22 protein-coding genes are annotated in these 19,649 nt (G+C 66.1%); 2 read left to right on the top strand and 20 right to left on the bottom strand.

Annotated elements, in window-relative coordinates; genetic code table 11:
• The 17 genes from fliP to flgB all read right to left on the bottom strand — a co-directional run bounded on the left by fliP (position 1) and on the right by flgB (position 13,099).
• Complete coding sequence (gene fliP, locus ACPDIT_RS08540; protein WP_423442782.1) at positions 1–822, bottom strand: flagellar type III secretion system pore protein FliP; 822 nt, start codon at positions 820–822, stop codon at positions 1–3.
• A complete protein-coding gene (locus ACPDIT_RS08535) occupies positions 819–1,334 on the bottom strand; it encodes a FliO/MopB family protein (RefSeq protein WP_423442781.1) in 516 nt (171 codons plus the stop codon). The genes fliP and ACPDIT_RS08535 overlap by 4 nt, the downstream gene beginning before the upstream one ends.
• Before the next feature lie 20 nt (positions 1,335–1,354).
• Positions 1,355–1,618 (bottom strand): flagellar motor switch protein FliN, encoded by a 264-nt coding sequence (gene fliN, locus ACPDIT_RS08530; RefSeq protein ID WP_423442780.1) that lies wholly within the window; start codon positions 1,616–1,618, stop codon positions 1,355–1,357.
• A 9-nt stretch (positions 1,619–1,627) separates the two neighbouring features.
• Positions 1,628–2,593: a flagellar motor switch protein FliM gene (locus tag ACPDIT_RS08525; RefSeq protein WP_423442779.1), complete on the bottom strand. Its 966-nt coding sequence runs from the start codon at positions 2,591–2,593 to the stop codon at positions 1,628–1,630.
• A 28-nt stretch (positions 2,594–2,621) separates the two neighbouring features.
• Positions 2,622–3,170, bottom strand: a complete 549-nt coding sequence (locus tag ACPDIT_RS08520; RefSeq protein ID WP_423442778.1) for a flagellar basal body-associated FliL family protein — start codon at positions 3,168–3,170, stop codon at positions 2,622–2,624.
• A 6-nt stretch (positions 3,171–3,176) separates the two neighbouring features.
• Positions 3,177–4,046 (bottom strand): flagellar hook-basal body protein, encoded by an 870-nt coding sequence (locus ACPDIT_RS08515; protein WP_423442777.1) that lies wholly within the window; start codon positions 4,044–4,046, stop codon positions 3,177–3,179.
• Between the two features lie 22 nt (positions 4,047–4,068).
• Complete coding sequence (locus ACPDIT_RS08510) at positions 4,069–4,497, bottom strand: flagellar hook capping FlgD N-terminal domain-containing protein (RefSeq protein ID WP_423442776.1); 429 nt, start codon at positions 4,495–4,497, stop codon at positions 4,069–4,071.
• A gap of 19 nt (positions 4,498–4,516) precedes the next feature.
• The gene (locus tag ACPDIT_RS08505; protein WP_423442775.1) at positions 4,517–5,098 is read right to left on the bottom strand and encodes a hypothetical protein; all 582 of its coding nucleotides are present in this window, start codon (positions 5,096–5,098) and stop codon (positions 4,517–4,519) included.
• Positions 5,099–5,979: 881 nt separating this feature from the next.
• Positions 5,980–6,618: a hypothetical protein gene (locus ACPDIT_RS08500; protein ID WP_423442774.1), complete on the bottom strand. Its 639-nt coding sequence runs from the start codon at positions 6,616–6,618 to the stop codon at positions 5,980–5,982.
• Positions 6,615–7,100 (bottom strand): flagellar export protein FliJ, encoded by a 486-nt coding sequence (locus ACPDIT_RS08495; RefSeq protein WP_423442773.1) that lies wholly within the window; start codon positions 7,098–7,100, stop codon positions 6,615–6,617. Before ACPDIT_RS08495 ends, ACPDIT_RS08500 begins: the two co-directional genes overlap by 4 nt.
• Positions 7,097–8,548: a FliI/YscN family ATPase gene (locus tag ACPDIT_RS08490; protein WP_423442772.1), complete on the bottom strand. Its 1,452-nt coding sequence runs from the start codon at positions 8,546–8,548 to the stop codon at positions 7,097–7,099. Before ACPDIT_RS08490 ends, ACPDIT_RS08495 begins: the two co-directional genes overlap by 4 nt.
• Positions 8,545–9,129: a FliH/SctL family protein gene (locus ACPDIT_RS08485; protein WP_423442771.1), complete on the bottom strand. Its 585-nt coding sequence runs from the start codon at positions 9,127–9,129 to the stop codon at positions 8,545–8,547. The genes ACPDIT_RS08490 and ACPDIT_RS08485 overlap by 4 nt, the downstream gene beginning before the upstream one ends.
• The gene (gene fliG / locus ACPDIT_RS08480) at positions 9,116–10,114 is read right to left on the bottom strand and encodes a flagellar motor switch protein FliG (RefSeq protein WP_423442770.1); all 999 of its coding nucleotides are present in this window, start codon (positions 10,112–10,114) and stop codon (positions 9,116–9,118) included. The genes ACPDIT_RS08485 and fliG overlap by 14 nt, the downstream gene beginning before the upstream one ends.
• Positions 10,115–10,183: 69 nt before the next feature.
• Positions 10,184–11,827: a flagellar basal-body MS-ring/collar protein FliF gene (fliF, locus tag ACPDIT_RS08475; RefSeq protein ID WP_423442769.1), complete on the bottom strand. Its 1,644-nt coding sequence runs from the start codon at positions 11,825–11,827 to the stop codon at positions 10,184–10,186.
• A 40-nt stretch (positions 11,828–11,867) separates the two neighbouring features.
• The gene (gene fliE, locus ACPDIT_RS08470) at positions 11,868–12,248 is read right to left on the bottom strand and encodes a flagellar hook-basal body complex protein FliE (RefSeq protein WP_423442768.1); all 381 of its coding nucleotides are present in this window, start codon (positions 12,246–12,248) and stop codon (positions 11,868–11,870) included.
• Positions 12,249–12,279: 31 nt separating this feature from the next.
• On the bottom strand, positions 12,280–12,711 hold the full coding sequence (gene flgC, locus ACPDIT_RS08465; RefSeq protein ID WP_423442767.1) for a flagellar basal body rod protein FlgC: 432 nt from the start codon (positions 12,709–12,711) through the stop codon (positions 12,280–12,282).
• 4 nt (positions 12,712–12,715) lie between these two features.
• Positions 12,716–13,099 (bottom strand): flagellar basal body rod protein FlgB, encoded by a 384-nt coding sequence (gene flgB / locus ACPDIT_RS08460; protein WP_423442766.1) that lies wholly within the window; start codon positions 13,097–13,099, stop codon positions 12,716–12,718.
• A gap of 491 nt (positions 13,100–13,590) precedes the next feature.
• On the opposite strand from flgB, the gene ACPDIT_RS08455 reads away from it, so the two are divergent.
• The gene (locus ACPDIT_RS08455; protein ID WP_423442765.1) at positions 13,591–14,115 is read left to right on the top strand and encodes an adenylyltransferase/cytidyltransferase family protein; all 525 of its coding nucleotides are present in this window, start codon (positions 13,591–13,593) and stop codon (positions 14,113–14,115) included.
• 286 nt (positions 14,116–14,401) lie between these two features.
• Here the strand turns inward: ACPDIT_RS08455 and ACPDIT_RS08450 are convergent, their stop codons facing one another.
• Entirely contained in the window at positions 14,402–14,830 is a 429-nt protein-coding gene (locus ACPDIT_RS08450) for a winged helix-turn-helix transcriptional regulator (RefSeq protein ID WP_423442764.1), read from the bottom strand.
• A 160-nt stretch (positions 14,831–14,990) separates the two neighbouring features.
• Between ACPDIT_RS08450 and ACPDIT_RS08445 the strand changes: the two genes are divergently transcribed.
• Positions 14,991–15,227: a thioredoxin family protein gene (locus tag ACPDIT_RS08445; RefSeq protein WP_423442763.1), complete on the top strand. Its 237-nt coding sequence runs from the start codon at positions 14,991–14,993 to the stop codon at positions 15,225–15,227.
• Positions 15,228–15,332: 105 nt separating this feature from the next.
• Here the strand turns inward: ACPDIT_RS08445 and ACPDIT_RS08440 are convergent, their stop codons facing one another.
• Positions 15,333–16,685 (bottom strand): Gfo/Idh/MocA family protein, encoded by a 1,353-nt coding sequence (locus ACPDIT_RS08440; RefSeq protein ID WP_423442762.1) that lies wholly within the window; start codon positions 16,683–16,685, stop codon positions 15,333–15,335.
• Positions 16,686–17,412: 727 nt separating this feature from the next.
• Complete coding sequence (locus ACPDIT_RS08435; RefSeq protein ID WP_423442761.1) at positions 17,413–19,614, bottom strand: tetratricopeptide repeat protein; 2,202 nt, start codon at positions 19,612–19,614, stop codon at positions 17,413–17,415.
• Between the last annotated feature and the right edge of the window lie 35 nt (positions 19,615–19,649).

Genomic DNA, 19,649 nt, shown 5'->3' with positions numbered 1-19,649 from the left:
TCAGAGTCCCAGGCTGCGGACCAGCGACTGCACCACCAGGGTCCAGCCGTCCACCAGGACAAACAGCAGCAGTTTCAGTGGCAGCGAGATCATCATGGGCGGCATCATCATCATGCCCATGCTCATCAAGACCGTGGCCACGACCAGATCGATCAGAATGAACGGCACGAAGATGAGGAACCCCATTTGAAAGGCGGTGCGCAATTCGCTCAACACGTAGGCGGGAATGACGACGCGCAAGGGGAGTTTTTCCGGTTCGGTGGGTGCCATCCGGGCCATGGTCATGAAGAGCTCGACGTCTTTGGGCCGCGTTTGCCGCAGCATGAACGCGCGCAGATGGAGGGTGGCCCGGTCCATGGCCTCCGCGGCACTGATCTGGCGGGCCTGGTACGGGGCCAGCGCGTCGGCATGAATGCGTTCCCAGACCGGCGCCATGACGAACCACGTGATGAACAGCGAAAGTCCCACGATGATCTGGTTGGCCGGGGTGCCCTGCAGCTGGAGGGCCGTGCGGACGAAAGAGAGGACGATGACCACGCGCGTGAAACAGGTCATCAACAGCAGAATGGCCGGCGCCAGCGACAGCAGCGTGATCACCAACAGGACCTTGAGGGCCACGTCCACGTCCTGCGGCGCGTTTTGGGTGCCGACGGTGATCTGGATGGGACCGAATCCGGTGACCAGATTGGTGGTTTGTGCGACGGTGGAGGCCACGGCCAGGAAAAGCACCGTGAGCATCCACCAGGCGGCGCGCCTGCCGCGGGCGGAGCGGGTCCGCCGCGGTCGAGCCTGGCGGGCCGGGCTGGCAAGGAGGCCGTTCATGGCCGGTGCAGGGCGCGACTCAGCACGCGCAGGAAGCCGGATGCAGCGGGGTCTGCCGGAGCGGGTGCCGGCGTTGCAACGGGAGAGATTTCCTCGGATCCCGGCGGCAGGTGGGTCAACAAAGTGACGCCCTGAGGCGAGCTGGCCAACAGGAGCCGCTCCTGCTCATAGGCCACCACATAAAGCATCTGCCGGCCGCCGAGCGGCCGCGCTTCCAGCACCCGCAATCGCGGCGGACCCGTGCGGAGGAAGAACCTCTGCCAGTTGCGGTACAGCCAGACTCCCAGCCAGAAGACGGCCAATACGATGGCCAGCGCCCCCAGGACCCGAAGCAGAGCCAACCCCGGATTGGGCAGGTCGGGCGCAGCCAGCGCGGGTGCCGTGGCCGAAGCGGCCTCGTCAGCGGCGCGAAGGAGCAGGCCCGAGCACCCGAGCACACCCAGGATGGCGCCCGGTCGTCCGGGTGCAGTCGCTCGCCCAATGTCGGGTTTGGTACGGTCCGGTTTTGCCATGGAACCGCGGATCGAGAGGGTCATCCCGGATGAGAGCCGGTGATGACCTCGGTGATTTTCACTCCGAACCGGTCTTCGATGACGACCACCTCGCCGCGGGCAATGAGCTTGCCGTTGACGGTGAGGTCCACGGGTGCATCGGCCGGCTTGTCCAGTTGAACGACGGATCCGACGTTGAGCTGGAGCACTTCGCGCATGGGCAACTGACAGCCGCCCAGCTCGATGGTCAGATTCACCGGCACGTCCAACACCAGGTCCAGGTTCTGCGGAGGCGAAGCGCTCATGGGACACCCTCAGGAAGAGACAGGAGCCGTGAGTTCGACTGCCCACCGACCGCCCTTCAAGCCGGGCCGGCCGAGAAATCGCGGCACACCGTTGAGTTTGAGACGCACGGACACCTCGGGCTGTTCCAGCACCAGCACGCTGCCGGGCTGGAGGCGGCCCAACTCGCCGGCGGCCATTTGCAGGCCGGTCCATTCCACCGAAACCGGCACGGGTAGATCATCGAATTCGGATTTCCAGGAAACGGCCGCGGCGCCGGCGGGACCGGGTCGGGTTTCCGTCAGCGGCGGAGCCAGCAGCCGGGTCAAGGGTTCGACCGTGGCGTAGGGGAAGGCCAGCTGGAGCGTTTCGCGGTACTCGCCCGGGCCGCCCTTGAGGCTGAGGACCAGGATCGCTGCGTCCGCCGGAGCCGTCTGCAGAAAGCGGCTGTTGGTTTCGTGGCCGAGAATCACGGGCCGCAACTCGCGCATCTCGGGCCAGTGGAGGCACCATTCATTGAGTAACAACTGGTTGATCTGGTCCAGGAGGGCCACTTCGATTTCGGTTAATTCGCGGTCGGCCTCCGGCGGCAGACCGAACCCGCCGAGCAAACGGTCCACGAGGGCCAGGCCCAGGCGCGGGGGCATGACCAGCAGTCCCACCCCCTTGAGCGGTTCGGTGCGGAACAAGGTGATGTGCGTGGGCAACGGGAGGCTGTCGGTGAACTTTTGATAGCCGACGATGGAGAGGCGGTCCAAGTGGAGAGCAAACTCGATGCGCAACAGCACGGCCAGGCGGGCGGCCAGGGAACGGACAAACTGTTCGTGACGGAGCCGGATCCGGCGCAATTCGCTGGGGGCGAGAAAGCCCGACTGGCGGAAGTCGTGGGGCCGAATGCTCTCGACGCTCCGGCGTTCCCTGCGGCCCCGCGGGGTCAGGACCTCCACGGCGTCGGCGGCCGCACCCGGGGAGCTGGATTCTTGCGACGGGGTGCCCATGGTTCAATGCGTTGTCCGGAGGCCGGGCTCACTGAATGGCGAATTCGGTGAGGTAGATCTCCTCCACCATGGCCTCGCCCAGCACGTTGTTGAAGGCGTTGATCAACTCGGTGCGGACCAGATTCCGCGCCCCGGGTTTCTCGAGGTCGGCCAGCGTTTTGGTGGCCAGAATGCCGCAGGCCACATCCCGCAACTCGGCGTCGTGCTCCTGCATCCTGGCCTGAAACGAAGGATCCCGACTGACGGCCGTGAGACTCACCAAGAGGTAGCGGGAACCCATGGTGCCGGCCACGTTGACCAGCAACTTGTTCATGGAGACGCTGACGCGCGGGCCTTCTTTCTTGGCGGACTTACCGGTGCTGCTGCCGTGTTCGGTCGCCGCGGGCTGCAAGCCCAGGCTCTTTTGCAACTGCGGCACCAGCACGAAGGTGGTCATCGCGTACGCCAGGACCGGCATGAGCACGACCACCACGATCAACGGCAGCCACGTCTTGAGTCCGCCGCCCGCCGCCGCGGCTTGCGCCGCTCCCTCACCCGCAGAGGGAGTGGTCTGGGTTTCCTCCGGTTTCTCCGCCATGGGACATCAACGTTTCAGGTTGACCACTTCGGCCAGGATATCGTCGCTGGTGGTGATCACACGGGCGCCGGCCTGGAAGGCGCGCTGGGTGGTGATCAATGTGGAGAATTCCTGGGCCAGATCCACGTTGGAAAGCTCGAGGGCGCCGCTGATGACGGTGCCCAGCCCGCTCGAACCCGGCGGCTGCGGCTGCGCCAGGGGACCTGCAGCCGTAATGTTCGAATAAAGATTTTGGCCCTCCTTGGCCAGGGCATGGGGATTTTGGACGTTCTGGAGCAGGACCTGCCCGCGCACAAACTCGGTGCCGTCGGTCAGGCGCACGCGGATGTACCCCTGCGTGTCAATCGTAAAGGATGCAACGCCACGCACCTGATTTTTGGACTCCGAAGAGTCGCCGTTACCTTCCTGACCTTCATTGCTGCTTTCTGGTGCACCTGTCGGGTCGATTATCAGGTCCCCTCTCTCCTTTAAATCTTTGTCGGCATAGCCTTGCAGCCGCAGCCCACTGCTGGTCACAAGATATCCGCTGGCGTCCAGCTGGAATGCCCCATCGCGGGTCAGGTACTGTGCATTGCTGTTCGGGTCTCTGACGACAAAGAAGCCCGGGCCCGAGATGGCCAGGTCGGTAGGAACTCCCGTGCGGGCGATGGCGCCCTGGGTGAACTGGTTCCGGATGGCGCTGGTGGCCACGCCGGTACCGATCTGCAGGACGCTGCCGCCGGTGTTGCCAATGGTTTGACTGAACGCGTCGGCAAAATCCACGCGGGCACTCTTGAATCCGGTGGTGTTGACGTTGGCAATGTTGTTGCCGATGACATCCATGCGCTCCTGGAACTGTTGCAGAGCGCTCACGCCGGAGTTGAGGGATCGCAGCATAGTGGGTGGTCGTGTGGAGCGTTTACGAGATGGGCGGGGTTAAAATGGCGACGACCTGGTCCAGCCGGTAGAGTTGATCGTTCACCACCAGCCGGGGCTCCCCGGCCTCGAGCTGGATTGCCTGGACGACCCCCTCGATGCGCGCGGTGTCGTCGCCCGCAATGGCGACGGGTCGGCCCAGCAGGGCGGCGGCCTGGAGCCACTGTTGTTGATCGCGCAGTTGCTGCAGGTCGGCCTGCATCTGCCGGGCCTGTTCCAGCGCGGTGAACTGGGCCATCTGGGCAATCGAGCCGAGGTCCGCGTTCGGCTGGAGAGGATTTTGGCTGGTGATCTGGGCCACCAGCAGCTTCAGAAAATCCTGTTGGGACAGCGTCTTGATCGGCACGCGCCCGGCCGCCGGGTCCGTGGTCCACGGCGCGAGGCCGGCAGTGGATGTCGCAGTGACGCTCATGGTGCTCCAGGATTGCCGTTCAGGCCCAGGTTTCCCAACCGCGTTGGCGGGCGGTGCGAAACGCGCGCCGGCCGGGCGGTTCGGTGAGAGACCCGGCCAGGGCAAACTCGGCGAAGGCCCCCGCCATCAACGGATCCGTCCAATCGCCTTCCGCGGGCCGGTACGGATGGCGGTGCGGGCCGGACTGGAAATCGGGATGCCGCTGCAGATCGCCCAACTGGATCCCGCGCGATTCGAAGCGTTCCTGCAGTTCCTTCCAGTGTCGTTGGAAAAACTCAAAATCGCCGCGGTGCATCCACACCTGCACCTGCACGCGTCCGTCCTCCTGTCGCAGCTCCATGGACAGCTGCACGCCGGCGCCGGGTTTGATTACGACGTGCAGGTGATCGGCCCCCGCATCGCGAATCCGCAGGGCGTGGAGGGCCACAATATCATGCGTGCGTTCCAGCGCCTGGAACAGAAGTTGAACCGACGCGGCCGAACCGTGGGGTGCCGACGAGGCACTGGCAGCGGGGGCTTGCGAAGTGCCGGCCGTCGCACTGGCTTCGGGCTGGGCCGGCAAATTCTGCTGGTTCAGCTCGGCATCTTTGGACGCGTGCACGGCGTTGTTCATACCGGTTGTTTGCGGAGCATGGGTTGTGCCATGTGAGGCGAGAGATTCGACCAGTGAAGCAGGTTCCTCCGGAGGGGCTGTCCACGGCCCGCGCAGCTCGAGGTTCCCTTCCACAGCTTCTGGACCGGTCTCGGGCACCGCCAAAGCGGCTGTGCTCGCAGGGGCCCGTTGGACGGAAACCGGGGTGGGCTGGGCGGGCTCAGGACCGGATGCGCGGGCGGTTTTGCCGCCGTCCCAAAGTGGCGTCTCCACCGCTTCCGCTCCTTCCGGCGCAGGGACCGCGGGAGAGTGAGAATCCAGTGCCGATAGATCCAACCTGTCCGCGACGGCTTGAAGCCGACCCGGGTCTGCGGCCCCGGCTGACTGTGGTCCGGTGGAGGTTGGTCCGCCGCCTGCCGCCATGGCCGGAGCAGGTCCCGGCTGTGAAGGCGTTGGCATTGGAGCGGAGCCCGGGGGAGCAACGGTTTGTGAGGCCGCATCAACCAGCAAGGGCGCCGGGCCGCCGCCTCCCGGAAGCGGGCCGCCCGAGGCAGGGACACTGACGACGGGGATCGGAGGCGGCGGAACAGGTGGGGCAAGATTGGGGATGGCCGCTGCTCCCGAGGCTGTCTCGTCGCCGGGGGCGAGGCTGCCGGAGAGTTTCCGCGCAGCCGGGTCGCTGGAGCGACTCGAAGACTCGGCAACGATGCCGGTTTCATCCGGCATTTCCGAGGCGGGCGCAGGTCTCAGCGAGGAAGCCAACCACTGAACGAAATCGGGCTGCGGGGTCGAGGCCGCCACCCGGGGTCCAGGCGGTGTGGGCTCCGGTTCGGGACCTCGAGGCAGCCACGCCGCGGCACGGTGGCAAGACTCGAATGGAGAGGCGGGTGTCATGGGCCGGGCGCGGACGTTCGTGCCGCCGTGGCGTTGGTGGAGGCGGGAGGCAGGGCCCGTCGCATTTTTTCGATCAGGAGAACGGCGCGTTTGGCCTCCTCCGAGCCGGCCTTGCTCATGGCGTCCAGCACCTGACTGACGTCGTCGTTCCTCATGAGCAGGAAGAGGCGGACGATGTCGTCGTCCGGCATCTGTTGCAGCATGGCCAGTTGGCCCTCGACGGACATGCCGGTGAGGAGTTTGGCCTGGCGTTTATAATGTTCCTGCTGGGCTTCCTGCAGTCGGATCACGTTGCGATCGAACTCGGCCTGGAGGCGGGCGACGGTTTGGGTGATGGTGGCAAGTTCCTGCTGTTCGGCCTGGAGTCGGATTTCCCAGTCTTTGAGCTGCTGCTCGCGCTGGGCGAGCAGCTCCCGTTCGCGCTGGAGTTCGGCGATCCACTGCTGCAGTTCGGGATTGCGGAAGCGCCACGACGGCAGGTCGTCGGGGGGACGTCGTTCCCGCGGCGGAGAGGAGGGCGTGAATCCGGTCGGCACGCCGAGGCGCGCGGGAGACAACAGGGCAAGGGTGACGCCCAGGTAGAGCAGGCCGCCCACCAGCGCGGCCAGCCATGGGGCTTGAAGGAGCCGGGTCATGGTCGAGAGACGGTTCGCAGTGCGGGCTTCGCGGCGGGCGCGACGGTCCACGCGCGCCGTCGCTGGGCCAATTCATCGAGTTGTTTTTGTTCCAGTCGCTGGCAGGCCAGCTGCCAGCTCTGCCATTGACGCTCGCGGTAGCGGTCGAGGATCTCGCGGTCGCGTCGTGCGCGGAGCAGTTCCTGCCAACGTTCCGCTGCGGCTTCCCGGGCCGCCTGCCAGGAGGCCAGGCGTTGACGCAGCAGCGCCTGAAGTTGCTGCATCCACAGCCGGTGGGGCTGGAGGCCGCCTGCGGGCGCCGCGGCAGCGAGGTCCTGCAGGAACGCGTCGGCGGCCCGCGCCAGCATGGCCTCGGTCTCACGCACCCGGGCAGCCGCGGTTTCGACCGCCCGGAGGCTGTCGGCAAGGCGCCGCCGGGCCAGCTCTTCCTGCTGGCCGCGCAAAACCCAGAGGGCATGAAGGCTGAAACGGAAGTGTTTCATGAGGCGGTGGGCAGATCGAGGTCAGGTCGGGCGACGCCCGGCCAGACACCGGGTCCGGTGCATGGGGCGGGATTCTGGCTGGCGGAGTTGGTTGCGGCACCGGTCGGGCCCGGAGCCGGACCCGAGAGTGTTTGTTGCAGGAGTGTCCAGCTTTGTTCGAGGCTGAATCCTTCGTGGACGTCTTGGCGAAGGAAGGCGCGCAAGGGTTCGTGCAATGCGATGGCCTGGTCGATGGCCGGGTTGCTGCCGGCCGGGTAGGCGCCGATGCTGATGAGATCCTGGTTGCGGCGGTAAATGGCCAACAGATCCCGGGCGCGGGCGGTCAATCGCAACTGTTCCGGCGTGAGCAGATCGCGGGTGAGTCGGCTCACGCTCTCCAGCACGTCGATGGCGGGGTAGTGGTTCTGGGTGGCCAGCTCGCGACTGAGCACGACGTGCCCGTCCAGGATGGACCGGACGGCGTCGGCGATGGGATCGTTCATGTCATCGGCTTCCACCAGGACGGTGAACAGGCCGGTGATGGTACCGTGCTCGCCCGCGCCGGCGCGTTCGAGCAACTGGGGCAGCAGGGAAAACACGGAGGGCGTGTAACCCCGGGTCGCAGGCGGTTCGCCCACCGCCAGTCCGATTTCGCGCTGGGCCATGGCGAAGCGGGTGACCGAGTCCATCATGAGCAACACGCTGCGGCCGAGATCGCGGAAGTACTCGGCGATGGCCATGGCCAGGAAGGCCCCTTTGACACGGTTGAGGGCCGGTTCGTTGGAGGTGGCCACGACGACGACGGATTTGCGGCGGCCGGTCTCGTCCAGATCGCGTTCGAGGAATTCGCGCACCTCGCGTCCGCGCTCGCCGATGAGGGCGATGACGTTGACGTCCGCCTCGGCATGGGAGGCGATCATGCCCAGGAGCGTGGATTTGCCCACGCCGCTGCCGGCGAAGATCCCGAGGCGCTGGCCGCGGCCGAGGGGCACAAAGGTGTCGAGGGCCTTGATCCCGGTACGGAAGACGTGTCGGATCCGCTGGCGCCGCAACGGATGGGGCGGCGGCAACTGCAAGGGCACGGTGGTCTCGGCGGCGATGGGGCCGTGTCCGTCGATCGGCCGCCCCAGTCCGTCGATCACGCGTCCCTGCAAGGCGGAGCCGACGGCCACGCGCAGGGGCGCGCCGGTGGCCAGAACCTCGCAGCCGGGGTGAATCCCGCGAATCTCGCCCAGGGGCATGAGCAACAGGTGATGCTCGCGGAATCCCACCACTTCGGCCAGGGTCTCGGTGCCGTGGCGCGGGGAAACGATGCGGCAGACCTCCCCCACCGCGGCCAGGGGCCCTTCGGATTCGATGACCAGGCCGATCAGTTGCACCACGCGGCCGCAGGTCTCGGTCAGGCGGGCCTGCCGGATCCGGGCCAGCGCCTGGTCGAGGCTTCGCGAAGGGCCAGCGGCGGTTTTCATGGCGTGAGCGTCTGGTGCAATTGCTCGAGCTTGGTTTCGCGCCGGGCGTCGATCAGGCCGAACCGGGTTTGTACGATGCAGCCGCCGCGACCGACGTCGGTCGAGGCCACGAACTTCAAGGGGCCGAGACCGGGCAGGCCCTGCAACAATTCGGAACCGTACTGACGCAGCAGGGCCAGGTCGTCCGGATGCAGCCGGACCGTAATTTCGGCGGTGTCTTCGGCCTGCTGGAGCGTCTCGCGCACGATGCGTTCGACCAGCTCGGGGGTGATGGGCATTTCGGCCACCACGCGGCGGGCGGCTTCCAGGGCCAGCGGAATCAGGAGCGATTCGGCCTGCTGCAGCACCTGGGGCACGGCACGACGCAGGGCATCGAGCACGCCGCGCTGGAGCTCGGCCAGTTCGTTCCGCTGGTGAATGAGTTGTTCGCTCAGCGCGCGTTCTCCCTCCAGCCGACCGCGCTCGTGGGCCTGACGGAGCTGCTGCTCGAGCAACGCCGGCCAGTCCGGCGGCGGCGTGCCCGCCAGACATTGCACGTCGCGCAAGGGTCGGTCGAATCGGATGGTTTCAGACCACGGCATCTTCCGGGGCAAGGGCGGCGTCGAGGTCGATCTCTCCCTCGGCCTCGAGTTTGCGGACCACGTCGATGATCCGGAACTGGGCGGCCTCGATGTCGCGCAGTTTGACGTGGCCGAGGAAGGCCATTTCCTCGCGCACGGTCTCGGCCGCACGGCGGGAAATGTTGGACAGCAGCAGTTGCGTGAGCGGTTCGCTGGCCTTCTTGAGGGCCAGCACCAGATCGCGCATCTCGATTTCGCGCAGGATGCGCTGGATGGCCTGGTTGTCGAGCCGGCGCAGGTCTTCGAACGTGAACATCTTTTTGCGGATGGCCTGGCAGAGGTCGGGATTTCGTTCCTCCAGGCTGGTGAGCAGGCTGCGGCTCACGTTCTTGTCCATCGCGTTCAGAATGTCCGCCGCGGTGGTGATGCCGCCGGTCTGGGTAAGGGCGCGGGTCTGTTTGACGCCGAGTTTGGCGTTGATGACCTCGGCGACCTTTTCGGTGACCTCGACCGGCGTGGGGGCCAGGGTGGCCAGGCGTTCGATGACCTGGTCCCGTTGCTCGGGCCGCAGGAGGTTCAACACCTGGGCGGCCTTTTCCGGGGGCAAATGGCTGATCACGAACGCGATGGTCTGCGTGTGCTCGTCCCGGATGAGATTGGCAATGTTGCGCGGATCCATGTCGGTGATGTCCTGCATCGCGGCGGGGATGGGCCGGCTGGGAGCGATGCGGCCGAGGATGTCGCTGGCCTTGAAACTGCCCAGCGCCTTTTCCAGCGTGGCGCGGGTCAGTTCGAGGCCGGCCGGCATGGCCGTGGCAGCGGACAGGATCACGGGCGCCAATTCGCGCAGGAGGGCCTGCTGTTGCTCGCGGGTGATGAGCGTGAAACGGGCCATCTCGCGCGAAATGGCCTCGACCTCGCGGGGCGGGAATTGCCGCAGGATCGCGGCGGCGTTGTCCGGGCCGAGCATGACCAGGAAGGCAGCCAGTTTCTGCAGCCGGGTCATGCTGCCGTTCTCGGCCGCGGCTTCGGCGGGAGCTGCAGGAGTTGTGGCTGCAGGGGCGGGCATGGGGGATCACTCGGGAGCCCGGCCCTTGTGCATCCATTCGCGCAGGGCCTGGCTGAGATTGACCGGGTTTTCTTTGACCAGCCGGTGGAGCGCCTCGAGGGCGACCTGCTCCGGCTCCTCCTCCTCGGCCGCACCCGGGCCGGGGAGACCGTGGCCGCGCCGGGATCGGCCGTGACCGTTGCCGTTGCCGTGGGCCAGCAGTTCGCCCACGGGGACGCCCAGGGGAATGTCCGGCGCACTGGTGCGTTGCAGGAGCCGCCAAAGGACGACCACGGCAGCCACGGCCAGCAATGGGTAGCCCAGTTGCCGGGCCAGCGAAGTCCAAAACTCCCAGCGCTGCTGGCGTTCGAATTCGCGGACCAGCTCGCGGGAGAACTGGTCCTCGAACGGAAGCTCCTCCACGGTGAGGCTGTCGCCGCGCGGATTGTCGGGCGACGTGATGATGCCGAGCGCATCCGCCACCATGCGCCGGATCTTTTCGAGTTCCTCCGGGCTGCGTGGGACGACCTTGCGTTCGGCGCCGGTGCCCTCGACCCGTGCGGCCAGGGTCACCGCGGCGGAGAGTCGTTTGATGCCGCCCGCCACCTGCGTCAGGCTGCTGATGGTCTTGCCGAATTCGTATTCCACCGTGGAGGTGGTCTTGCGGTTGCGAGTGTTGGTCACCGGGGTGGCCGCGGCGGCGGTGTTGGTTTCCGTGGCGGTGTTGGCGGTGATGCCCACGGGCATGACCGGAGAACTGGTGACCGTGTCGGTGTTCTCATCGTTCTTGGTCTGGGTGCGAATCACCTGGGTCTCCGGATCGTAGCGTTCCTCTGTGCGGCTGAGCGTGTCGAAGTTGATCTCGGCCGAAACGCGGACGATGGCCTGGCCGGGCCCGAGGATTTTTTCGAGCATGTCTTGGGCCTTTTTCGCCAGGTATTGCTCCAGCTCGCGGCGGGCGGCCAGTTGAGCCGCCGTCAGGCCGGGCAGGGAATTGTCCTCGGTGTTTTCGGAGAGGACGTTGCCGAAGTTGTCCACGACGGTGACCCGGTTGGGTTTGAGCCCTTCGACGGCGTTGGCCACGAGGAAACGGATGGAGTTGACCGCCTGCGGCGGCAATGGCCCGCTGCCGCGCAGGCGCACGAAAACGGAGGCGGTGGGCTGCTTGTCGCGGTCGAGCAGCAGGCGGTTTTCCGGGAGCACCACCATGACCCGGGCGGACTCGACCTCGTCCAATTGGCTGATCGTGCGGGCCAGTTCGCCCTGAAGGGCCCGAAGGTAATTGGCGCGCTGCACGAAATCCGAAATGCCGAAGTTGGGTTTGTCGAAGATCTCGAAGCCCACGCCGTCTCCCCGCGGAATGCCGCGCCCGGCCAGTTGCATGCGCATCACGTGCACCTTGTCGGCCGGCACGTAGATGGAGCCACCCCCGGCACCGATTTTGTAAGGGACCTTGGCATCGTCGAGGGCGGCGATGACCCTGGCTGCCTCGGCTTCGGAAAGGCGGCCATACAGCAGGGCATACGGGGTGCGGGCGGACCAGACGGCCACGGCCCCCAGGCCGCCCAGGACGATCAGGCCTGCGGCCATCAGCGTCAGGCGCTGGGCCGGCCCCAGCTGTTTCCAAATGTCTGCCAGTTGCGAGGCAAGTCGGGTCAGTGAGGCGTTCATGGACCGGTGACTCCCTGGGAACCCGCGCTGGAGCCCTCCCTCAGATCTGCAGGCGCATCAGCTCCTGATACGCCTCCAGCAGTTTGTTTCGCACCTCGACCATGAGTTGAAAGCTGACGCTGGCTTCTTCCATGGCGATGACCGCCTGGTGCAGCGGGACCGGTTCGCCCCGCTGCAGGGCATGGACGGTCTCGGCGGCCACCTGCTGGTGATGATTGACCTCGGCCACGAACCGCTGCAGAAGCTGCCCGAAGGCGTCGCTGGTGGGTGCCGGGCCCGTGGCCGGTGCGGTACCCGGCGTCGGCACGGTGGCCGGGGCTCCCGGGGCGGCCAGCGGCGGCAATCCCGGGGCGGCATCCAGTCGCAGTGTCGGCCAATCGACGGGGGGCCGGGTGCCTGGGATGGACGACAGCGGCGACATGAGAGTGCATCAATGGGCTCCGGGCACGGGCTCAGCGTTTGCCAATGGCCAGGGTCTGCAGCGCCATGGCCCGGGCATTTTTGACCACCGCCAGGTTGGCCTCGAAGGCGCGGGAGGCCGCAATCAGATCGGCCATCTCTTCATGAACATTGATGTTGGGCAAGGCCACCATGCCCTGAGCGTCGGCATCCGGGTGTCCAGGTCGGTACACCAGAAGCGGCGGCCGCGGGTCGGTTTGAATCCGTGCCACCCGGACGGCCGCGGGTGCAGAGGCGGTACCGAAGCGGTCACTGGCCTGCTGCAAAACCGTTTCGAACACGACCACGCGCCGCTGATAGGGCCGACCGTCCGGGCCGCGGGTGGTTTGGGCGTTGGCGATGTTCTCGGCGATGACGTCGAGGCGGGTTCGCTCGGCGGTGAGCGCCGAGGCCGTGCTTTGAATGCCGGAGAGAATCTGGATCATGGCATCAGACAGGGCGACCAGTGATGGCCAGTTTGAGGCGGAGCAACCGGCTGGTGATCAACTGGGTCTGAAAGGCGTGGACCAGGGCGTTTTGATTCAGTTCCAGCAACTCCTGCTCCAAGTTGACCGTGTTGCCGTCCCGGCTGTTGGGCAGGGCCGTGGGATCCGGCGCCAACGCCGGTTTCAGTGCAGCAATCTGAGACGTGTTTTTGGACGCGATAGCCCGACGCAGCTCTTCTTGAAAAGACCGGGACAGGTCCACGCGCTGGTAACCCGGCGTTTCCAAGTTGGCCAGGTTGGCGGCAATGGCCTCGTGACGAACCACCGTGGCGTCCAGCAGTCTCTTGGCCGCCACGTAGTTGGTCGAATTGAAGAGCGCGTCGATCATGGCACCATTCCGAGTGCCGGTGCAGAGCAAAGGCGATGCCAGCCGGGCAAAAGTGCCGCCTGAGGCCCTCTTCCGCAGGGCGCGGAGGGTTGAACCGGCAAGAGTTTCCGTGGGACAAGCCCCTGACCGGGCAATCCTTGTCCGCTTGCGGAGCATCTGCCGCAGAGACGGTCACCCGGGATGAGGAGATGGGACCACGCAGATGCTTTGGGCTCCCAAGAGCGCTTGCCACCACGGGGGCCGGGCGGGAATCCAATTGTGATGCGTCGGACGCTCTGGCCGGAGCGCGCACGCGAACCGGCGGCCATCATCACCGACCATGGTCCGGGTCCGAAGCCCGGCAAGGCCAAAGGAACGCGGGGTGCCTTCGCTTTCTGGACCGGGTCCCGCCCGCGGTGGAAGTGGTGTCGTTGCTCTGGAAGCCTCCGGCTCGTCGGGCCCGAAGGCAGGGCATTGCGCAGCGGATGGAACCGATGGAATCCGGTTGCCCGATGCCGGGTCCTGCAGTCACCCTCTGCTCCGTGGGGTACCGAGACAAGATCATCGCATGGGACGACTTGCCCGCCTGGCGTCAGGCCCTCCGGAGGGCGGGTCGTCGTCTGGTCGTCACCAACGGTTGTTTCGACATCCTGCACCTGGGCCACGTGACCTATCTGGAGGCGGCCCGGCAATTGGGCGATGCCCTGTTGGTGGGGTTGAACAGCGACGCCAGTGTGCGGGCTTTGAAAGGAGAGGGCCGCCCGGTGAACCCGGAGGGGGATCGCGCGGCAGTGCTGGCGGCCCTGGAGTCCGTGACCGGGGTTTGCATCTTCGAGGAAGTGGATGCCTGTCGGTTCCTCCAGAGGGCCGAGCCCGACATCTACGTCAAGGGTGGGGATTATACACTGGAGAGCTTGAACCCGGAGGAACGCCGCATCGTAGAGGCCCTCGGGGGACAAATCGTCGTCCTACCGCTTGTCCCCGGACGATCCACCACGGCATTGCTGCAGCGGCTGGGCCCGGGCCGTCAGACGTAGGCGCATGGCGGGTTGGATGGCATCGCAAGTCGACCGTGCTCGGGCCCGGTTCGGTCGCTGCGGCCACCGTCTTCACCACAGAACCGCCGCCCCTTCCGTCTCACGGGCAGCTCCCCTGCCCTGCCCGAATTGGCCGGGGTTGGAAAATGAAGAACGCTGGAAGCGGTTCGAAGAGGCCCGCACGGCAGAGCCTGCGAGTTGCGCTCCCTGGGTCATCCTCGTGGGCTTGAGTCCTCTGAGCAAGCCGGGTCAGCCGGCATGCGTCGGTCCGTCCCAAGGCTGAACTTCAAGATCGTGGACGTTTTCGGGGGCGAGCCAGAGTCGGGGAAGCTCCGGGACCGGGGAGAGTGGGCGCATCCGTTGCGGCCCCTTCCCGGGCCGCTTCGACCTGTCGGGCATGCTCCTCGTCCAGCTCGCGAAGCTGATCCAGGATGGCACTGAGTTTCTGTCCGGTCGGCGTCAACTGATAGTGAACCTCCAGCACGCGTCCCGGTTTTTCTGTGCGTGTGATCAGGCCGTAGTCGAGGAGCTTGCGCAACCGCTCGTTCAGAACCTTGGTGGAAATACCGGGGATGAACCGCTCGAGTTGCCCCGGCCGGGTGACGCCGCGCGCGATGGCAGCCAGAACGGCGGCGGACCACTTGCAGCCGACGACGTCTTCCAATCGACGGTACGCGGTACGCTCCTTCAACGAGAGATAACCGGGCTTCATCATGTTTATTCTAACTCCGAAGCCCGATCCGGCCAAGGGTCACCAAATGGTAATCGGTTACCAAAATGTGCCCTCTGGCGCCGCCCTCGAGACACCCCCAATGTGCAGGCGCAGAGGTCGATCCGACCTCGGAACCGAAAACCCGGAAGCAAGGAGAAAGGCGATGAAAACGAAAGCCGTCTTCTATCATGCGGGCTGCCCGGTCTGTGTGGCAGCCGAGGAAAACGTGGCGCGCGCGCTGGATCCGGCGCGGTACGAGTTGGAGGTGGTCCACCTGGGTCGTGACAAGCAGCGGGTGGCCGAGGCGGAGCGGATTGGCGTCAAATCCGTGCCCGCCCTGGTGCTCAACGGCCAGGTGTACCACATCAACTTCGGCGCCTCCCTGAACGATCTCAAATAGGGATCCTTCGCGCGCTGCGCCGGCCCCGGCGGGTTCCGATCCCGCCGGGGCCGACTCACTTGAAGCTCACGCACCCTGCACTCCACGCGAAGAGACCGCCCGGAATCAAACCTTGTCCGGTTCCGGATGGCTCCAGGGGGCCCGGTAGGGCCGGCGCAAGAGCCGATTGGCCTCGTCATCGCCCACCACGCGCCAGTTCTGCGGGTCCCACGTCAGGGACCGGCCCAGCTGCATGGACAGATTGGCCAAGATACAGCAGGCGCTGGAAATGGCGCCCTGTTCGATGTCGGCCACGGGCCGGCTGCGTTGATCCACGGCCTCCAAAAAGTTTCGCCAGTGTCGTCGGAGCGCAGGGGCCACGTGCCGTTCAAGATCGCGCTCCGTCTTGTCTTCCGGATACTGCTCCAGTTCGTACGTGACGTCCTTGTGCACCGGTTCCCCACCGCCCTGCGGGATGAAATCGTAGCTCATGATGCTGGCCTTGAGCGTGCCGCGGTCGCCATAGAACGTGGCGCCCCAGGGATACTGCGGATCGGGCGCGTGTCCGTAGGTGCGATGGGTCCAGACCACCACCAGATCGCCGTAGTCGAACGTGGCCGTCTGGGTGTCGGTGATGTTGGCCTTGCTCTGTTTGTCCACCAGAATTCCGCCGCTGGAACTGATTCGTTTGGGCCATCCCAGGTCCAGCATCCAGCGCACCATGTCGAACATGTGAATGCACATGTCGCCCACGATGCCGTTGCCGTACTCCATGAAGTTGCGCCAGCCGCGCGGATGGATCAGCCGATTGAACGGGCGCATCGGCGCCGGCCCCGTCCACCACTCCCAATCCAGATGTTCCGGCGGTGCGGTGTCGGGCGGATTCTCGCGGGTGCGCATGTGGTAGTAACAGTACACTTCGACCAGGCCGATCCGGCCGAGCCGGCCCTCGCGGATGAACCGGTCGCGGGCCTCCACCAAGTGCGGTGTGCTGCGCCGCTGGGTGTTGACCTGAACCACCCGGTTGTACTTCCGCGCCGCCGCCACCATGGACTGGCATTCGACGACATCCACCCCGATGGGCTTTTCGACCCACACGTCCGCTCCGGCGCGGCAGGCTTCGATCATGGGCAGGCAATGCCAGTGGTCCGGGGTGGAGACCATGACGATGTCCAGGTCCCGTTCCCGCAACATCTCGCGAAAGTCCTTGTACAGCCGGGGCCGTTTCTTGGAGGGCTGCCGTTCGGCCACCATGTCGGCGGCCTCGTTCAGCATGCGCGAATCGGGATCGCACAGCGAGACCACTTCGACCGGCTCCACTTGAAGCAGCCGAAACAGGGCCGATTTGCCGTACCAACCGGTTCCGATCAAGCCAACCCGACGTGGCTTTTGCGCGGCGAAGGTCGTGGGGACGTATCGGACCGCAGTGGCCGCAGCCAGCGCGGTCGCACCGAGTTTCAGGAATTGGCGGCGGTTCATGCCCACGTAATGACGGAAGGCCCGGGCAAAGGCAAGCCTGACCGGTGCCGCAGCGACGGTGCTCCGGAACCGTCGACCCGTGTGGGCCGGCGAAGCGGGTGGGCAGGCCCCGTCACCAACACTCCGCGGCCCACCGTGGGCTCTTGTCGTGTTGCCGGATTCCTGAGGTCTCGTTGGAACTGGGCCCGTCAACGGCACAATGGCAAGGCCAGGCATGGTCCGAAGAGTTCGACTGGTCCCGGGGGTCGGGCCAAACCCGGCCGCGGGGCAACTGGCGGGTCCAGCTCCCCGTCGAGCAGCCGACCGGCGCACGGCGTTCCAAATTGCCGACCCACGGCCGGACCTGTGGCCCGCTTCCGTCCACCCAAATCGGCAAGGCAGCCAAGAGTCGATGCTATCTAGCAAGGCGGGCTGGCGATGCGGCCTTATCAGGAGTTGCCAATCCGGCTGCGCCCGCGTAGGGGGTCAGCAGGTATGAGGGCCGGCAACGCCGAAGCGCAGGGCCGCGGGGCGGCGCAGATCGAAGGCAGCCCGTGACCCGGGATGGATTTGGTCCTCAACCAACCACAGGGCGTCCGATGGGGGTTTGTCGTCGGGCGCCCTGTGTGTTTTTTGCCCCGACGGGGTTGCCTTGGTTCGGTCCGCGTTCCCGTGGCTGGAGCGCGCACGGGCCTTCGTGCGCGTCTGGCGGCAAGTTCAGCTCTGTGCGTGTCGCCTTTGCGGAGGGTCACGGACTCCGGTTTGTCAACCGCGCTTTCAGTTCCAACGCCAGCCCGTTTTTGGGGTCCTGCGCCAACACCGTATCTACTTGCTCCAGAGCGCCCGGGAGATTGCCCAACTGGCTCCAGGCAATCGCCAGGTTCAAGCGGGCCCGCCAACGATCGGGGGCCCTTCGCACGACTTCCTGAAGCTGCTCGGCCGCCGCACGCCACTGGCCGGTTTGAGCCAGTTGTTCGGCCAGCCGCTCCCGGGCATCGACCAGATCGGGGTTGAGCCGCACCGCCTCCCGGAGGGCCGCCATGGCGTCGGCAGGACGTCCCAGTTGCGCCAGAACCGCCCCCAGAAACAGGGCCGCGCGCGCATCCGTGGGGTCGAGCCGACGCGCACGTTCCAACGCTCGTCGGGCCGGCTCCCACTCTTTTTGAGCGGCCAGCACGGCTCCCAATTCCACGTGGACGTCGGCCACGTCGGGGTGCAATTGCGCCGCGGTTTCCAGGGCCCGCTGTGCCTCGGGGAGGCGGCGTTGCTCTTTCAGCAAGGTCCCGAGGCAATAGTGACTGAAGTAGTGATGAGGCAGAAGCTGGCAGACTCGCTGGCGATGCGCCACGGCTGCGGCACCGTCCCCGATGGCCTCGAGGAACTCGGCGTAGTTTTCATGCAAGGCAGGATCGTCGGGCCGGCGTTTCAAGGCCGCCTCGTACACCTGGCGGGCCTGTTCCGGAGGCGTGGTGGCCAGGCGCGCCTCGATCGTTGCCAGCGCCTGCCGCAAGTCCGCCAGCTGCGCGAGCTGATCCCATTGACGGTCGAAGGGCGGGCGCTGGATGCGGTCGATCATTTCCGCCACCACGGAACGGCGGTTCCAGTCCGTCAGGCCCAACAACTGTTCGCAACGTTCCTGCGTGGGCCAGTCGGCCGCGGCGGAAGCACGCACGGACCCGGGCAGCAGGGGCAGGAGGGTCTCTGCCCACAGACGCGCAAGCTGATAATTCCCGTCAAAATTCAGGTGCACATGTTCGTAAAAAAACTCCCTTCCGGGCACACCGTCCGGGCTGAGCCGGGCCAATGCTTCGGCCGCGTCGCACAAGACGACATGGCTTGGCCGGCGTTGTGCGGCGGCGCGAATCAAGGCATTCATGGGGCCATCCGTCCGGAACGGCAGTCCGTCCAGGTCACAGGCTTTCTGAAAATGAATCCGTGCCTGCTCCACCTGGCCCATCGCCAGCAGCGCCCGGGCCAGGCCGTAGTGCACCCCGGCCGCCTGGGGAGCCAGTTGCAGGGCTTCGCGAAACCGGTCGTTCGCTTCCGCCCAACGACCTTGTTGGAGGGCAGCCGTCCCCTGCTCCATCAGCGCGGCAAACTTTTGTTGCTGCGCCGGATCTGCGAATGCGGGTGCGCTCGCATGGAACGGTGGGCAATCTTTCAGGTTTACTGCCACGGTGCTCAACACCACCTGCGCACCGGCGCGATCGGCCGCTTGCAAGATGTCTTCCAGGTTCGCGGCAAAACTCCGTCGCACCCGTTCCCGGCGCGGCTCGTCCGCAGCCAGCACGTTGTCCAGGAACATCGCCATCCCCTCCCAGACGAGCGGCCGGCCCGGCCGTTGTCGGGCGGCATCGGCCCAATCCTTGAGCACTTGCGCCAGGCGGAGTCGTTGCAGGCCGAGGGTCATTCGCACCAACCAACGAGGCGGGGCCTTGGGACCGAAGACCGTGGCTGCGCCAAAGGGACCGACCATCTCGTTGTTGCCCATGTACACAATCCAGAGGTCCCCCTCGAAACGGCCCAGTTCCGTGGCGATGTCCCGGATGGCATGAGAGTTGATGGCGGTCATGGCCGTGTTGATGACCTCGAACCGGGTGGTGGGAAAGCGTTCCTGCAAAAGAACCTCGAGATATCGCCCGGCGCCATACCGCGGCCGGGGGTCCCCCAGAGCGGCCGATTCGCCGAGAATGAAAATGCGGATGGTCCCGGCAGGCTTGGGCAGGGTGACCCGTAGCGCCTGCGGAGCTCGAGCAAGCACCCGCGGAAAGTACCTCCGCCCGAAGGCCGGGTTTTCCACCCAAGTCTCCGGGGGCCCGGATTGATACCGTCGGAAGAAGTGCGGATCGAACCCGGCGCCGGTCAACCGAAGTCCCAGTTCAGTCCCCGCCACCACGACCAAGGGCAGAACCACCATGGCGGTCAGGCGGAAGAGCCACCTCTTGCCCAAGGGCATCAGCACGGGCGGCGACCGTCCCGGTGCTG

The sequence above is a fragment of the Limisphaera sp. VF-2 genome, assembly GCF_049537125.1.
Taxonomy (GTDB): Bacteria; Verrucomicrobiota; Verrucomicrobiia; order Limisphaerales; family Limisphaeraceae; genus Limisphaera.
The sequence above is the reverse complement of the archived record's forward strand: the minus strand, read 5'-3'. Positions and strand labels throughout refer to the sequence as shown.

Excerpts from the sequence above, each read along its gene's own strand:
- fliP (WP_423442782.1), bottom strand. The coding sequence starts at position 822 with ATGAACGGCCTCCTTGCCAGCCCGGCCCGCCAGGCTCGACCGCGGCGG.
- ACPDIT_RS08535 (WP_423442781.1), bottom strand. The coding sequence starts at position 1,334 with ATGGCAAAACCGGACCGTACCAAACCCGACATTGGGCGAGCGACTGCA.
- fliN (WP_423442780.1), bottom strand. The coding sequence starts at position 1,618 with ATGAGCGCTTCGCCTCCGCAGAACCTGGACCTGGTGTTGGACGTGCCG.
- ACPDIT_RS08525 (WP_423442779.1), bottom strand. The coding sequence starts at position 2,593 with ATGGGCACCCCGTCGCAAGAATCCAGCTCCCCGGGTGCGGCCGCCGAC.
- ACPDIT_RS08520 (WP_423442778.1), bottom strand. The coding sequence starts at position 3,170 with ATGGCGGAGAAACCGGAGGAAACCCAGACCACTCCCTCTGCGGGTGAG.
- ACPDIT_RS08515 (WP_423442777.1), bottom strand. The coding sequence starts at position 4,046 with ATGCTGCGATCCCTCAACTCCGGCGTGAGCGCTCTGCAACAGTTCCAG.
- ACPDIT_RS08510 (WP_423442776.1), bottom strand. The coding sequence starts at position 4,497 with ATGAGCGTCACTGCGACATCCACTGCCGGCCTCGCGCCGTGGACCACG.
- ACPDIT_RS08500 (WP_423442774.1), bottom strand. The coding sequence starts at position 6,618 with ATGACCCGGCTCCTTCAAGCCCCATGGCTGGCCGCGCTGGTGGGCGGC.
- ACPDIT_RS08495 (WP_423442773.1), bottom strand. The coding sequence starts at position 7,100 with ATGAAACACTTCCGTTTCAGCCTTCATGCCCTCTGGGTTTTGCGCGGC.
- ACPDIT_RS08490 (WP_423442772.1), bottom strand. The coding sequence starts at position 8,548 with ATGAAAACCGCCGCTGGCCCTTCGCGAAGCCTCGACCAGGCGCTGGCC.
- ACPDIT_RS08485 (WP_423442771.1), bottom strand. The coding sequence starts at position 9,129 with ATGCCGTGGTCTGAAACCATCCGATTCGACCGACCCTTGCGCGACGTG.
- fliG (WP_423442770.1), bottom strand. The coding sequence starts at position 10,114 with ATGACCCGGCTGCAGAAACTGGCTGCCTTCCTGGTCATGCTCGGCCCG.
- fliF (WP_423442769.1), bottom strand. The coding sequence starts at position 11,827 with ATGAACGCCTCACTGACCCGACTTGCCTCGCAACTGGCAGACATTTGG.
- fliE (WP_423442768.1), bottom strand. The coding sequence starts at position 12,248 with ATGTCGCCGCTGTCGTCCATCCCAGGCACCCGGCCCCCCGTCGATTGG.
- flgC (WP_423442767.1), bottom strand. The coding sequence starts at position 12,711 with ATGATCCAGATTCTCTCCGGCATTCAAAGCACGGCCTCGGCGCTCACC.
- flgB (WP_423442766.1), bottom strand. The coding sequence starts at position 13,099 with ATGATCGACGCGCTCTTCAATTCGACCAACTACGTGGCGGCCAAGAGA.
- ACPDIT_RS08455 (WP_423442765.1), top strand. The coding sequence starts at position 13,591 with ATGCCGGGTCCTGCAGTCACCCTCTGCTCCGTGGGGTACCGAGACAAG.
- ACPDIT_RS08450 (WP_423442764.1), bottom strand. The coding sequence starts at position 14,830 with ATGATGAAGCCCGGTTATCTCTCGTTGAAGGAGCGTACCGCGTACCGT.
- ACPDIT_RS08445 (WP_423442763.1), top strand. The coding sequence starts at position 14,991 with ATGAAAACGAAAGCCGTCTTCTATCATGCGGGCTGCCCGGTCTGTGTG.
- ACPDIT_RS08440 (WP_423442762.1), bottom strand. The coding sequence starts at position 16,685 with ATGAACCGCCGCCAATTCCTGAAACTCGGTGCGACCGCGCTGGCTGCG.